15 protein-coding genes are annotated in these 12,512 nt (G+C 62.7%); 10 read left to right on the forward strand and 5 right to left on the reverse strand.

The window, feature by feature from the left end:
* Positions 1–60: 60 nt before the first annotated feature.
* Both ACTS1X_RS11340 and ACTS1X_RS11345 read left to right on the forward strand, forming a co-directional pair.
* Positions 61–717 carry a DUF4136 domain-containing protein gene (locus ACTS1X_RS11340; RefSeq protein ID WP_442614503.1) on the forward strand — a complete coding sequence of 219 codons (657 nt, stop codon included), beginning with the start codon at positions 61–63 and terminating at the stop codon, positions 715–717.
* Between the two features lie 221 nt (positions 718–938).
* Positions 939–1,673, forward strand: a complete 735-nt coding sequence (locus ACTS1X_RS11345; protein WP_442614504.1) for a hypothetical protein — start codon at positions 939–941, stop codon at positions 1,671–1,673.
* Between the two features lie 27 nt (positions 1,674–1,700).
* Here ACTS1X_RS11345 and dnaA read toward each other — a convergent pair whose 3' ends face one another.
* From dnaA to mutM, 3 genes are all read right to left on the reverse strand, one after another.
* Positions 1,701–3,074 carry a chromosomal replication initiator protein DnaA gene (dnaA, locus tag ACTS1X_RS11350; protein ID WP_442614517.1) on the reverse strand — a complete coding sequence of 458 codons (1,374 nt, stop codon included), beginning with the start codon at positions 3,072–3,074 and terminating at the stop codon, positions 1,701–1,703.
* A gap of 480 nt (positions 3,075–3,554) precedes the next feature.
* Complete coding sequence (rpsT, locus tag ACTS1X_RS11355; protein ID WP_442614505.1) at positions 3,555–3,818, reverse strand: 30S ribosomal protein S20; 264 nt, start codon at positions 3,816–3,818, stop codon at positions 3,555–3,557.
* A gap of 106 nt (positions 3,819–3,924) precedes the next feature.
* Positions 3,925–4,737: a bifunctional DNA-formamidopyrimidine glycosylase/DNA-(apurinic or apyrimidinic site) lyase gene (gene mutM, locus ACTS1X_RS11360; protein WP_442614506.1), complete on the reverse strand. Its 813-nt coding sequence runs from the start codon at positions 4,735–4,737 to the stop codon at positions 3,925–3,927.
* Between the two features lie 77 nt (positions 4,738–4,814).
* On the opposite strand from mutM, the gene ACTS1X_RS11365 reads away from it, so the two are divergent.
* From ACTS1X_RS11365 to ACTS1X_RS11400, 8 genes are read left to right on the forward strand one after another with little or no spacing between them, the layout of a single operon-like run.
* Positions 4,815–5,549 carry a class I SAM-dependent methyltransferase gene (locus ACTS1X_RS11365; protein WP_442614507.1) on the forward strand — a complete coding sequence of 245 codons (735 nt, stop codon included), beginning with the start codon at positions 4,815–4,817 and terminating at the stop codon, positions 5,547–5,549.
* The gene (gene ubiB, locus ACTS1X_RS11370) at positions 5,546–7,084 is read left to right on the forward strand and encodes a 2-polyprenylphenol 6-hydroxylase (RefSeq protein WP_442614508.1); all 1,539 of its coding nucleotides are present in this window, start codon (positions 5,546–5,548) and stop codon (positions 7,082–7,084) included. Before ACTS1X_RS11365 ends, ubiB begins: the two co-directional genes overlap by 4 nt.
* Complete coding sequence (locus tag ACTS1X_RS11375) at positions 7,069–7,917, forward strand: class I SAM-dependent methyltransferase (RefSeq protein WP_442614509.1); 849 nt, start codon at positions 7,069–7,071, stop codon at positions 7,915–7,917. The genes ubiB and ACTS1X_RS11375 overlap by 16 nt, the downstream gene beginning before the upstream one ends.
* 37 nt (positions 7,918–7,954) lie before the next feature.
* Complete coding sequence (coaBC, locus tag ACTS1X_RS11380; protein ID WP_442614518.1) at positions 7,955–9,154, forward strand: bifunctional phosphopantothenoylcysteine decarboxylase/phosphopantothenate--cysteine ligase CoaBC; 1,200 nt, start codon at positions 7,955–7,957, stop codon at positions 9,152–9,154.
* Positions 9,141–9,590 (forward strand): dUTP diphosphatase, encoded by a 450-nt coding sequence (gene dut, locus ACTS1X_RS11385; protein WP_442614510.1) that lies wholly within the window; start codon positions 9,141–9,143, stop codon positions 9,588–9,590. The genes coaBC and dut overlap by 14 nt, the downstream gene beginning before the upstream one ends.
* Entirely contained in the window at positions 9,587–10,339 is a 753-nt protein-coding gene (locus tag ACTS1X_RS11390) for a HesA/MoeB/ThiF family protein (protein ID WP_442614511.1), read from the forward strand. Before dut ends, ACTS1X_RS11390 begins: the two co-directional genes overlap by 4 nt.
* On the forward strand, positions 10,318–10,689 hold the full coding sequence (locus ACTS1X_RS11395; RefSeq protein WP_442614512.1) for a hypothetical protein: 372 nt from the start codon (positions 10,318–10,320) through the stop codon (positions 10,687–10,689). The genes ACTS1X_RS11390 and ACTS1X_RS11395 overlap by 22 nt, the downstream gene beginning before the upstream one ends.
* A 13-nt stretch (positions 10,690–10,702) precedes the next feature.
* Complete coding sequence (locus tag ACTS1X_RS11400; RefSeq protein ID WP_442614513.1) at positions 10,703–11,110, forward strand: MAPEG family protein; 408 nt, start codon at positions 10,703–10,705, stop codon at positions 11,108–11,110.
* A gap of 3 nt (positions 11,111–11,113) precedes the next feature.
* Here ACTS1X_RS11400 and ACTS1X_RS11405 read toward each other — a convergent pair whose 3' ends face one another.
* Together ACTS1X_RS11405 and ACTS1X_RS11410 are read right to left on the reverse strand one after the other, a co-directional pair.
* Positions 11,114–12,307, reverse strand: a complete 1,194-nt coding sequence (locus tag ACTS1X_RS11405) for a phospholipase D-like domain-containing protein (protein ID WP_442614514.1) — start codon at positions 12,305–12,307, stop codon at positions 11,114–11,116.
* Between the two features lie 3 nt (positions 12,308–12,310).
* Positions 12,311–12,512: topoisomerase C-terminal repeat-containing protein (locus ACTS1X_RS11410; protein ID WP_442614515.1), on the reverse strand; the 202-nt coding region annotated here is incomplete at its 5' end.

Consider the following 12,512-nt stretch of genomic DNA (forward strand, 5'->3'; position numbering starts at 1 on the left):
GGCTTGGTATATTCTCGCAAGCTATTATGTTATTTGTGTAATCGCTTTCGGAGACTCGCCATGTCACGGAAAATTCTCGCTTTGGCCGCGCCGCTGGCGCTGCTCGCGCTCGCGGCCTGCACGACTCCGTTCCGGGCCGATGTGGCCCGCTTCCAGCAGATGCCCGCCCCGCAGGGCCAGAGCTTCTTCATCCAGCCGGCCGAGGAAGGCAAAGCCGACAGCCTCGAATTCGCGACTTATGCCAATCTCGTTTCGGCCGAACTCAGTCAATATGGCTATACGCCGGCAAGCTCGCCACAGGATGCGACGCTCGTCGTCACGATGGACTATGGCGTCGATGACGGACGCGAGCGGATCGTAACGACACCGGGCTTCCATCGCGGATATTGGGGGCATCGGTCGCTCTTCTACAGCCCCTATTACAGCCGGCTGGGATGGCGCTCGCCCTATTATTACGGCTGGTACGACCCGTTCTTCGACAGCGGTTTCGGCTATCCCGAGATCCGCAGCTACACGCTTTACACGAGCGAACTCGATCTCCGGATCGCGCGCATAGCGGACGGTGAGCCGGTGTTCGAAGGCCGGGCGCGGGCCCGGTCGCGCGACGACGCGCTGACCGAACTCGTGCCCAACTTGGTCGAGGCGATGTTCACCAACTTCCCCGGCAATTCGGGCGAGGAAGTACGGATCACGGTGCTGCCGCGCGAAGACGGGTGATAAACCCGCCCGCAAGATCCGCAAACAGCCCATGAACGAATTCGCCGCCCACCGATCCTGGTGGCGTCGATAGATCGGGGAATGAAAAGCTCCGCACCGTCGGCTTGGTTCACCATTGCCAATCCCTCTTGGGACCGTCCAAAGTAAGTATGCCAGTCGGACGGACTGGCGGACAATGCTGACCGGAGGTCAATCTGGCCGAGCCGTTCGTTCTTTTTTCCATGCCGCGCACTGGCTCGACCATGGTTCAAACCAGGCTGGATACGCATCCGGACGCGGTCTGCCTTTCCGCCATATTCACGCCCAGAGGCTGGCTCGATTGGCGTGCGCGCGCAAAACGATCGCCGGACGACAAAATTGCAGGCCGCATGGCCAGCCTGCCGGCGAAATGGGACGATGCGGATCGGCGCATCGCTGATATCGCGGAGTTTCACGAGGCGGTAATGACGCTTTTTTCCGACCGAAAGCAGGTCGGATTCAAGCATCATATGGGCCCGGTGGATCGCGCGGTGACCGCGCGGATAATCGGGATGAAACTGAAGTCGGTAATTCTGACGCGACGCAACGCGCTGGCAGCCTTTTCGTCAGGCCTAATCGCAAAGGCAACCGGTCAGGGCGCCCTATCGGCCGGTCAGCACAAGCGCGAGGCGAAAGTCGAATTCGATGCGCTGGAATTCAGCTATCATGTGCAGTGGTGGGATGCGGTCTACGCTCACTGGACGGCCGAAGTCGAGAAAAGCAGCGCGCCTTATATGATGATTGATTACACCGAGGCCCGAACGCGCGTCGGAATCGGGCGTATCGCGTCTTTCCTCAAGCTAGACCCGGACAAACTTGACGAGTTTCGGACACGGAAACGCAATTCCGACATCATGCTTGATCGCTTTTCGAATCCGAAGGAGGCTAGGCGCTATTTATCCGAAAACGGTCTAGACGATTGGCTTGTCGAAAAATGACCAAAACGCCGCTTTGGCAACAGTGGCCTAGTTTTCAAGCTTGCGCAGCAGTGAGCGGACGTCCGAATCGAGTTCGCTGTCCGCGGCGCGCAATTCCTTGATCCGCTTGATCGCGTGGATCACCGTCGTGTGATCGCGGCCGCCGAAGCGCCTGCCGATCTCGGGCAGCGACCGGGGCGTCAGCCGTTTCGCCAGATACATGGCGACCTGGCGCGGCCGCGCGACTTCGCGGGCACGGCGTGCCGACGTCATTTCGGCGTGGCGGATGCCGTAATGCTCGCAGACGCTGCGCTGGATCTCGTCGATCGTGATCCGGCGCTGCGAATGCCGCAACAGGTCGGCGAGTGTTTCCTGCGCGAAGGCGAGATCGATCGGCCGCTTGGAAAGCAGAGAATAGGCAACCACCCGGGTCAGAGCGCCTTCCAGTTCGCGGATGCTCGCCGAGAAACGCTGGGCGAGAAAATCGGCAACGTCCTGCGGCATGTCGGCCTGCGGCATCTGCGCGAGCTTGTGCGAGACGATGCGGCGGCGATGATCGAGATCAGGCTGCCGCAGGTCGGTGACCAGGCCGCCGGCCAGCCGCGACGCAATCCGCTTGTCGACGGCGCCGAGTTCGTGCGGCGGCCGGTCGGCGCTGATCACGAGCCGATGGCCGGTCGCGATTATCTCGTTGATCGTATGGAAAAATTCTTCCTGCGTCGCTTCCTTGCCGGCGATGAACTGGACGTCGTCGACAAGCAGCAGGTCCGCCGAGCGCAGCTTCTGCTTGAAGCCGATCGTATCCTTCTCGCGCATGGCCGAGACGAACTCGTACATGAACTTTTCGGCAGACATGTAGAGAACGTTGGAGCGCGGCTTCTGCCGTAGGAACTCGTGACCGATCGCATGAAGCAGATGCGTCTTGCCGAGACCGGTTCCGGCATGGATGTAGAGCGAACTGAACATCGGCACGCCGGCATCGGCCATCATCCGGGCGGCGTTGAAGGCCACCTCGTTCGCCGTCCCGGTGACGAAGTTCGAAAAGACGTAGCGGTTTTCGAGCGGCGTCCCGATACTGTCGCCGCTGGTGCCGGAGAGCTGTTCCGTCGGCGGCAGGACATCTTCCTCGCCGACGATGAACAGCGCCGGACGCGAAGCGCCCTCGGCGGCCGCGATATCGATTTCGCGAACGCTCGGCACGGTCGCGCGCCACGCATAGCGAAGGCGATCGGAGTAATGTTCGCGAACCCAGTCCGCCATGAAATGCGAGGGCAGCTCGAGTTGAATCCGGCCGGCCTTTTCTTCGAAGCCGATCATCTTCATCGGTTTCAGCCAGTGATCGAACGTCCGCGCGCCGAGATCCCGGCGCAGCCCGTTTCGGATCGCTTCCCAGGCGGCTTCGAAAGGCTGTCGCGCATTCACGGTTTCGGTGTCAGTGTTTTCGAGACCTGTATCATGCCGCACGCAACAACCCTCCCCTTAAGCATCTCTATCCTCATCGAGCCGGGCCCTGTCATGTCAGCCTGGGTCTCGCCGGTCACCGGACACAAAGAAGGCCTTGCGAAAATCCCCATTTTCGCATCGCACTCTTTCCTGGCGACTGTGTCGGCCGGGAAGAATCGCTACCGACCGAGAGGCTGTTTGATGAATTGTTAACGCGCCCAAGGCAAGGGGGCCGACCGTCAAAAAAATGAAATAATTGGGGTTGACACGGAGAGCTGCCGATCCTGTCGGATCGACTGTTAATACTTTGTTTTCATTATATTTTTTTCGAATTATTACGCTGCACAAACGATTCTCGAATCGTGCGACTCGTTGAGATTCCAAGTGTAACTATTCTGAAAAAAATTTCCTGCCCGCCGTCCGAATGAGCGGACCCGGGGTCGCGTTCGCGAAACGCGATTATTTGAGCGCGGCGATGCGCTTCGAGAGGCGCGACAGTTTCCGCGCGGCGGTGTTCTTGTGGAAGATGCCCTTGGAAACGCCACGCGCCAATTCCGGCTGCATCGCCTGCAGCGCCTGCGTCGCCTGCTGCTTGTCGCCGGCTTCGACGGCCGACTCCACCTGCTTGATGAACGTGCGAATGCGGCTCACCCGATTGGTGTTAACAACAGAGCGCCGGTTGTTACGGCGAATACGTTTCTTGGCCTGCGGCGTGTTGGCCATAATGAACCTCGATCATGTCAAAATAAAAAGGCGCAGCATCCGCCGCACCGAAAGCGCATGGCACCTAGCCATGACCGCGCCTCAGGTCAAGTGGAGGAGCGAGATTTCAACGCTGGCATCGGGGGCAGTAGAAGGTCGACCGACCGCTATCGACGCGCCGCCTGATCCGGCCGCCGCAACCGCAGGATTCCCCTTCCCGGCCATAGGCGCGCCAGCGTTTGAAGAAGTAGCCCAGTTCGCCATCGGGCTGGGCGTAGTCGCGCAGGCTCGACCCGCCGGCTTCGATCGCCGCCGCGATGATCTCGCGAACGGCCGACACCAGCCGCTCCAGTCGCGCCGGCCGGATTCGCCGCCCCGCGGTGCCTGGCGCGATACGCGCCTGATGCAGCGCTTCGCAGACATAGATGTTGCCAAGACCCGCGACGATATGCTGATCGAGCAGCAGCGATTTGACCGGACCGGACCGACCGGCAAAGGCGGCGGCCAGATAGGGTGCCGTGAAGTCCGGGCCGAGCGGCTCCGGCCCAAGCTTCCCAAAGGGCGGGAACGCGGCGAGCGAATCGGTCGGCACCAGATCGAGCGAACCGAACCGCCGCGGATCGTTCAGCGTCAGCCGCCGTCCCGACGCCGTTTCGATCAGCAGGTGATCGTGCGCGCCGATCTCGTCCGGCTCGAGCCGCCAGCGGCCCGACATGCCGAGATGGAAGATCAGCGTATCGCCCCGGTCCGTTTCGATAAGGCCGTATTTTGCGCGGCGCCCGAGCCCCGTTACCGTGGCACCGGTCATCCGCTGGCGCAGGTCCGGCGGGATCGGCCGCCGCAGATCGGCCCGCCGCGGTTCGATCAATACGAGCCGCTGTCCCCGCAACACGGGATCCAGACCGCGGACGGTCGTCTCGACTTCGGGCAGCTCGGGCATCGTTTTCAGCTAAGATGCGTTTGCGGGCACGGCAAGGCTTGGCTAGAGGAACAGGCCTTCCCATCTGGCGGACAAGCATGAACGAAAAAAACGTCTCCTTCGGCTATCAGGACGTGGCGCCCGACGAAAAGACGCGCCGCGTCGGCGGAGTCTTCTCCAGCGTCGCCGCGCGCTACGACCTGATGAACGACGCGATGTCGGGCGGCATGCACCGGCTGTGGAAGGACCGGTTCGTCCGCCGGATGAAGCCCCGCGCCGGCGAGGCGATTCTCGACATGGCCGGGGGGACGGGCGACATCGCCTTCCGCCTCGCGAAATCGGGCGCCGCGGTAACGGTCGCGGACATCAATGCCGAAATGCTGCAGGTCGGATTGGACCGGGCGAAGAAGCGCGGGATCGAGGGCCTGGTCTGGGCGCAGGAGAATGCCGAGGAGCTGAGCTTCGCCGACAGGAGCTTCGACGCATACACCATCGCCTTCGGAATCCGGAACGTCACCCACATCCAGCAGGCGCTGGAAGAAGCGCATCGCGTCCTCAAACGCGGCGGCCGGTTTTTCTGCCTCGAATTTTCGACGACGCTCTGGCCGGGATTCGCCGAGGCCTATGACCTCTATTCGCACAAGATCGTGCCCAAGATCGGCGAGGCGCTGGCCAAGGACGAGGACAGCTATCGCTATCTGATCGAATCGATTCGCCGCTTCCCCGACATGCAACAGTTCAGGGCGATGATCGAAGAGGCTGGGTTCGTCCAATGCGCGGTCGAGCCGATGCTGGGCGGACTGGTCGCCATCCATAGCGGCTATCGGATTTGACCCGTCCCCGCACGCATATCTGGCGGCTGCTGAAATGGGGCCGGACGCTCGCGCGGCATGGCGCGCTGAGCGGAATCGAACGCGATCCGCTCACGCCGGTGCCGGTCCGGCGCATGATCCGCATTGCGCGCTTCGGTGCCCGGGTGCCCAAACAGCCGGCCTATGCAGACGCATTGCAGGCGATCGGGCCAGCGGCGATCAAGCTCGGCCAGACGCTGGCGACCCGCCCGGACCTCGTCGGCGAGGAGGCAACGCACGACCTGCTGCGGCTCCAGGACCGATTGCCGCCCGTCCCGTTCGCGCAGATCGAGGAGACCATCGCCCGCTCGTTCGACCGGCCGATCGACCAGTTGTTTTCCAGCATCGACCCCGAATCCGTCGGCGCGGCTTCGATCGCGCAAGTCCACAAGGCCGTAACGACCGATGGCCGGACCGTGGCGATCAAGGTGTTGCGCCCCGGTATCGAGAAGATATTCGCACGCGATATCGAAACCTATGAATGGGCCGCGGCGCAGGTCGAGGCGATGGGCGGCGAGCTGGCGCGGCTCCGTCCCCGCCTGACCATCGAAACCTTCAAGCGCTGGACCGCGCGCGAACTCGATCTCCGGCGCGAAGCGGCATCGGCGTCGGAACTGGCCGACGGCATGGAAGCCGAGCCCGATTTCATCATCCCCCGGATAGATTGGCAGCGAACCGGCGGGCGAGTGATGACGCTCGAATGGTTCGACGGGATCAAGATATCCGACCGCGACGCGCTCGACGCCGCCGGCCACGACCGCAAGGCACTGGCGACGAAACTCGTCCGCGCCTTTTTGCGGCAGGCGATCTCGGAGGGCTTTTTCCACGCCGATCTTCACCAGGGCAATCTCTTCGTGCTGCCCGACGGCAAGATCGGCGCGATCGATTTCGGGATCATGGGCCGGGTCGACCGCCGCGCCCGCCTCTGGCTGGCGGAAATTCTCTACGGTCTGATCACCGGCAATTATCGACGCGTCGCCGAAATCCATTTCGAGGCCGGCTATGTCCCGCCGCATCACAATGTCGCGGAATTTGCGACGGCGCTTCGCGCGGTCGGCGAGCCGATCCGCGGGCTGCCGGTCAAGGACATCTCGATCGGGCAGATGCTGGACGGCCTGTTCGGCATCACCCGCGACTTCGACATGCCGACCCAGCCGCACCTGCTGCTGCTGCAGAAGACGATGGTGATGGTGGAGGGCGTGGCAACGAGCCTCGATCCCGATATCAACATGTGGGAAACGGCCAAGCCTTTCGTTGGTGAATGGCTGCGCAGCGAATTGGGGCCGGAGGCGGCGATCGCGGACCGCATCCGGGACGATCTGAACACGCTTGCGCGCCTGCCCCAACTGGTCCGGCGACTGGAAGCCGAGATACCGGAGCGCGGGGCCGCGCCCCCGGCTCCGCCCTTGCGGGAAGTCGAGGTCGTGACGATCGGCAATGGATGGAAATACGGGCTGGTCGCGATGTTGGGCGCCGGCCTTGGAATAGCAGGGAGCTGGTTTTGGTTTTCGGGGTAAGTGGGTTTCGCAAGCTGCGCAAAGACCAGCCGGAGAAGCCGCCAAGGCCGGACAAGGACGGCGTCATCTACAAACCGCTCGAACCGCTGGGCGAGCGTCTCCAGGCATGGCGGACCGTCATCGAGGACGCCCGCCAGATGGCGATTTACGACCGTGTGGCCGAAAGCGTCGATGCAGAACGCTATGTGGCGCTTCAGGAGAAATATGCCGCGCAGATCCGCGAAAACGAACAGCGCGCGACGACGAAATATATCGACCTGGCGCCCTGGTTCATGATCCACTCGCGCCTGGCGAGGCTGCTCGACCTCGACCGCCGTCCGCCTTGCTCCATCCTCGATATCGGATCGGGCGGCGGCCAGTTCCTAGCGATCGCCAAGGCTCATGGCCACCAAACGCTCGCTTTCGACATGCCGGAGCCCGATCATTATCGCGATCTGCTCGCGCTGTTCGGGATCGATCGGGTCGAGGGAGCGGTCGAACTCGGCAAGCCGTTACCAGCCGCGATCGGCAAGTTCGACCTCATCGTCATCAACGGCCAGGTCTTCGATGTGTTCAAGGATCGCTCGAAGCGCTGGAAACTGCCGGAATGGGCAGGCCTCATTCGCTATCTTTGCGCCCATCATCTCAACTATCCGGGAGAGCTGTTCATCGGCCTCAACAAGTCCGACGGACCGACCGGTACCGAGGAATTCTACTGGCCGCTCGTCGATCTGGCGGAAAAGCATGGTGCGACGGTCGATCGCAAATATGCGACGATGGATTTCAAGCTCGAACACCCGCTGACGCTGGACGAGATCGACGCCGTGGAATGGGGCTCGCCATCGCCGCGATGACTCGACAATATCGCTTCGAATGCGCACATCGTCCGGCATGAACGGCAAACGCGTCCTGCTCGTGATCGGCGGCGGCATCGCCGCGTACAAGTCCTGCGAGCTGATCCGGCTGATCCGTAAGGCCGGCGGCGCAGTGAGTTGCGTGCTCACCGATGGCGGCGCGCAGTTCGTCACGCCGATGACGCTGGCCGCGCTGTCCGAGGAACAGGTCCATACGAGCCTCTGGGACCTCAAGAACGAGGCCGAGATGGGGCATATCCAGCTTTCGCGCGAGGCCGATCTCATCGTCGTCTGCCCGGCTACCGCCGATCTGATGGCCAAGATGGCCGCGGGCATCGCCGACGATCTGGCGACGACGCTTCTGCTCGCCACTGACACGCAGGTAATGATCGTGCCCGCGATGAACGTGCGCATGTGGGAGCATGCCGCCACGCGACGCAATGTCGAGCGGCTACGGGAAGACGGCGTGATCGTGCTCCATCCCGACGAGGGTCCGATGGCCTGCGGCGAATATGGCGAAGGGCGGCTGCCGGAGCCGGAAGCCGTCTTCGCCGAGATCGAGCACATGCTCGAGGGTAGCGGTTCGAACGCCGTACAGCCACTCGCCGGCAAACATGCGCTCGTCACCGCCGGGCCGACCCATGAACCGATCGACCCGGTCCGCTACATCGCCAACCGCTCCTCGGGGCAGCAGGGCTATGCGATCGCCGGTGCGCTGGCCCGGCTCGGCGCGAACGTCACGCTCGTCTCCGGCCCGGTGTCGCTGGAAACGCCGCGCGGCGTGAAAAGGATCGATGTCGAGACCGCGCGGGAGATGAACGCGGCCGTCGACGCGGCACTGCCGGCCGATGTCGCGATACTGGTCGCGGCCGTCGCCGACTGGCGGGCGGAGGCGTCGCCGCGCAAGATCAAAAAGGGCGAAACGGGCGGCGCGCCGCACCTCGACCTCATCGAGAATCCCGACATACTCATCGGCCTGAGTCGGCACGAACAACGCCCCGGACTGCTGATCGGCTTCGCCGCCGAGACCGACAAGGTCGTTGGCTACGCCAAGGCCAAGCTCGATCGCAAGGGATGCGACTGGATCGTCGCCAACGACGTCTCCGGAGACGTGATGGGCGGCAGCGACAACAGCGTCCATGTGATCACCGCCGAGGGCGTCGAAAGCTGGGCGCAGATGCCCAAGCGCGACGTCGCCCGCAAACTCGCCGAAAGGATCGCCGATGCGCTTGCCTGATATCGCCATCCGGCTCAAACGCCTGGAGCATGGCGAGGGCCTCCCGATGCCCGCCTATGCCAGCGCCGGCGCCGCGGGAATGGACGTCGTGGCGGCGGAGGATTTCACGCTGGAGCCGGGCGAACGGATGGCCGTGCCCAGCGGTTTCGCGATCGCGATCCCCGAAGGATATGAGGTGCAGGTGCGCCCGCGTTCGGGGCTGGCGCTCAAGCACGGCGTGACCTGCCTCAACACGCCCGGCACGATCGACTGCGACTATCGCGGCGAGGTGAAGATCATCCTCGCCAATCTGGGATCCGAACCCTTTTCCGCCCTGCGCGGCGAGCGCGTCGCCCAGCTCGTTCCCGCGCCCGTCCAGCGCGCGGCGCTGACCGAAGTCGACACGCTCGACGATACCGAAAGGGGATCAGGCGGGTTCGGCTCCACCGGCAGATGACGCTCTCCGACGGCCAGCTGGAGCGCTACGCCCGCCATATCGTTCTCAAGGAGATTGGCGGCGAAGGGCAGAAGACGCTGCTCGAAGCGATGGTCGCGATCGTCGGCGCGGGCGGAATCGGTTCGCCGCTGATCCAGTATCTCGCGGCCGCCGGTATCGGCCGGCTGCGGATCATCGACGACGATGTCGTGGCCCTGTCCAACCTCCAGCGGCAAACGCTGTTCGGAACCGACGATATCGGCGCCGGGAAAGTCGCGCGCGCCGCCAAGGCGGTTGCGCGTCTCAACCCCGACACCGCGGTGGAAACGCTCGACCGGCGGCTGACCGCCGAGAATATCGGGAGCTTCCTCGATGGCGCTGACGTCGTCGTCGACGGCTCCGACAATTTCGCGACCCGCCTGCTCGTTGCCGACGAAGCCTGCCGCCGACACATTCCTCTCGTTTCGGCTGCAATCGGCCAGTTCGAGGGACAGCTCGGCACCTTTCGCGGCTGGGAGCCGGGCAAGCCCTGCTATCGCTGCTTCGTCGGGGGCGATCCCCACCGGTCCGATATCAGCTGCGCCGACCAGGGCGTGCTCGGCGCGCTGGCCGGGATTATGGGCAGCATGGCGGCGATGGAGGCGATCCGCCAGATCACCGGCTTCGGCGAGGACACGGCCGGCAAGCTGCTGCTGTTCGACGCGCTGAGCCTGCGCGCGCGAACGCTCGCGCTTCCCAAGGACCCGGGGTGCCCGATATGCGCGGCCTGACGATCATCCTGACGAGCGACGATCCCGAGCGGCTGTTTTCGGCCCTGTCGATCGCCGCGGCGCATGCCGCGACCGGCGCGGGCGCACGCATTTTCCTCGAAGGCCGGTCCGTCGCCCTGCTCGCCGAACGCTCGCCCGCGCCGCGCGACGCCGATCGCCATGCCTGCGGCCTGCCGACGCTCGCCGAAATTCGCACGGAATCTACCCACCTCGGCGTCCGGCTGATCGCTTGTCAGGGCGGCATTGCGCTGTCAGGATTGGAAATCGGCCAGCTGGGACCGGACGTGGAAGCCGGCGGACTGGTCGGGCTGATGACGAGCCTCGGGGACGATCGGCTCGTCACTCTCTAGGGGGAGAAACGCCATGACCTTGCCCGTTACCGCCGCTCTGGCCGCCGCGATGGGCGCGCTCCTGCTGCTGCTCGCGATCGACACCGTGCGCCAGCGCTTCCGGACACTCACGGCGCACGGCTTCGGGGACGATCAACGGCTGACCAGCGCCTGCCGGTCGCACGGCAATCTCGCCGAACATGCGCCGATCGTCATCATTCTCGTCGCGCTGCTGGAACTGAGCCGCGCCGACCATATGGGGCTGATGATCGCTTCGGGCGTGTTCATCGTCGCCCGCCTGCTGCACGTTCACGGGCTTTACAATCCCAAGCCCGAAGGCGGCCCGCCGCTCACCCGCGCGCTGGGCGTTATCCTGACGTGGATCGTGATGGCCGCGCTGATCGGCTGGACGCTCTGGCTGCTATCGGGACATCTGAGCTAACGTTTATTGGGTCCAAATAGCCGGATTTTTTGGCTGATCGAACTTTGGATCCGCAAGATCCAAAGTCCCGTGCCTTAGAAACGCCTGTTCAAGGCGCTCTTCCAACCATATCGCCGCCTGCGGCGTCAACTGCATATGGGGCTTTCGCATCAGCGATCTTCGAGGGTCGGTGTTCCCTTCGCCAAGCAGATAGTTTCGATAGGTCGGCAAGAAGCTCTGAGGCCCAAGCTCGTACATCATTTCCTCCAAAGATATTCCATGAGCTAAGTTGGAGTTCAAAAATTTGCCGTCCCAAACGCGGATGTAATGCGGCCAGTCGGCTTTCCATGGCCGTCGGGCAATCTCCGCCGCCGTGGCATCATCAATCCCGTCGCGATAGGAGCGCCCAAGCGCTTTTCCGAATATCCTGTAATCATTGGGTTGAGCGGTCATCCGGCACATAAACATTCGTGCGCCGTCTTCTACCTGTCGAGGACGCCTTCCTTTCGGATACGTGCACGCCCAGTTGCATCCGCTCCTTCGAACGTGAAATTCAACGGTGTCGGAGAGTTCAGCTCGATCTGTGGCTCGACCGAAAAATTTGACGAAATGCTGAACAAGGGGTTCGCCGCGCGGAGCAGCAGACTGCTGTCCGGCAAAACTGCTTTGGCGACCGCCATACTTTTCGCCGTAATCGGGCAAAATAACAGAAGTCGAATTTGCTTTTTGGCTGGCAGATTCGATTTTTGCCAACCATCTCTCCAGATCAGCGGTGGAGATTCCGCGTTTTGCAGCCGTCCATAAAGTTTCGAAATATTCGTGGCAGTGTTTAACTATCGACAAGCGCTCCGTAACAAAGCCAAATTCGTGATTACGCGTGATCGCAGCTTCGGTAAGGTTAGCGCTGCCTGCAATCGCACAATCATTCGAAAATATGAAAAGCTTGGAGTGGAGGTTTTTGATCCCGCGAACTTCGGCCCCCGAATCCAAGAAATACATCAACGCACTAATGTCGCTTACGCCCTTGTAAAACCCATTCAAATCAAACCGCGTTATCACCTCGAGAACATTGCTCGACTGGGCTTTGATCCGCCGAGCTGTTCGCAGTTTTATGAACGGGCATATGATTCGGATACGATCTGGTGAACGAGTCACTGCGATCGCGAGTTCCTTGTCCCAATCGCCATCCAGCAGTTTGAAACCGGATAGCTCCTGCATCGCTTAGTTCTTCGCCTTCTTTTTCGCGGCGGGCTTCTTCTTCGCCGGCGCCTTTTTCTTCTTGGCCGGAGCCTTGCGCTTCTTCTTCGCCGGACCCTTCGCCGCCCGCTCGTCGATCAGCTGAGCGGCCTCCTCGAGCGTCAGCTCGTCCTTGTCCACAGTCTTGGGGATCGTCGCATTGGTTGTGCCGTCGGTGACATAGGGG

Origin of the sequence: Parasphingopyxis sp. (assembly GCF_052168275.1) — a bacterium.
Taxonomy (GTDB): domain Bacteria; phylum Pseudomonadota; class Alphaproteobacteria; order Sphingomonadales; family Sphingomonadaceae; genus Parasphingopyxis.